The organism is Arthrobacter sp. B0490 (assembly GCF_002929355.1).
Taxonomy (GTDB): Bacteria; Actinomycetota; Actinomycetes; order Actinomycetales; family Micrococcaceae; genus Arthrobacter_D.
This window is the reverse complement of the sequence record NZ_PJIR01000052.1, coordinates 1-1,014: the sequence shown is the minus strand read 5'-3', so window position 1 is coordinate 1,014 and position 1,014 is coordinate 1. Positions and strand designations below refer to the sequence as shown.

The 1,014-nt window shown below is 68.4% G+C and carries 1 protein-coding gene; it reads right to left on the bottom strand.

Features of this window, described 5'->3' with window-relative positions; translation table 11 throughout:
- On the bottom strand, positions 1 to 1,014 hold a 1,014-nt coding region (hpaD, locus tag CXQ97_RS18550), incomplete at both ends, for a 3,4-dihydroxyphenylacetate 2,3-dioxygenase (RefSeq protein WP_104182361.1).

Genomic DNA, 1,014 nt, shown 5'->3' with positions numbered 1-1,014 from the left:
GCGCGTGTAGGAGAAGCCGTCCGCGCCGACGGTCACGGCCATCTCGCTCCTGTCCTCGCGCTCGACGACGGGCTGCGGGGTGCCGTCGAGGTCCAGGACGAGGGAGGCCTCCGAGTACCAGGACGGGACCACGGGGTTGCCCCACCAGTCGCGGCGCTGGTTGTCGTGGACGTCCCACGTGATGGTCGGGTTGTCCGGGTCGCCCGTGTAGTAGTCCTGGCAGTAGATCTCGATGCGGTGGCCGTCCGGGTCGAGGATGTAGAGGTAGAACGCGTTGGAGACGCCGTGGCGCCCGGGCCCGCGCTCGATGCGGTCGCTGATCCGCAGGGCGCCCATCTTGTCGCAGATCTGGATGATGTTGTGCTTCTCGTGCGTGGCGAAGGCGACGTGGTGCATGCGGGGTCCGTTGCCCCCGGTGAGGGCGGTGTCGTGCACGGTCTGCTTGCGGTGCATCCATACGGCATAGGTGACGCCGTCGGAGTCCTGGATGTCCTCGGAGACGCGGAAGCCGAGGTCCTCGAGGTACGCCCGTCCGCGCGGGACGTCCGGGGTGACCTGGTTGAAGTGGTCCAGCCGGACGAGTTCGCCGGCGGAGTAGAGGTCGTAGCGCTGGGTCAGGCGCTCCACGTGCTCGACGTCGTAGAAGAACTCGTAGGGGAAACCTAGAGGATCCTCGACGCGGACCGAGTCCCCGACGCCTTTCGTGAAGCCGTCCCGGCGGCGCTCGGTCCGGCAGCCGAGTTCGCGGTAGTACGCCTCGGCGGCATCGACCTCGGCGGGTGACTTCACGCGGTAGGCGAAGGCGGCGACCGCGGCGACAGGCCCTTGCCGCAGCACGAGGTTGTGGTGGATGAACTCCTCGAGCGAGCGGAGGTAGATCGCCGCGTCGTCCTCCTCGGTGACGTGCAGGCCGAGGACGTCGACGTAGAACTCCCGCGAGCGGGCGAGGTCGGTGACCACGATCTCCATGTACGCGCAGCGGACGATGTCCGGTGCGGGGACCGAGGGCGTGGG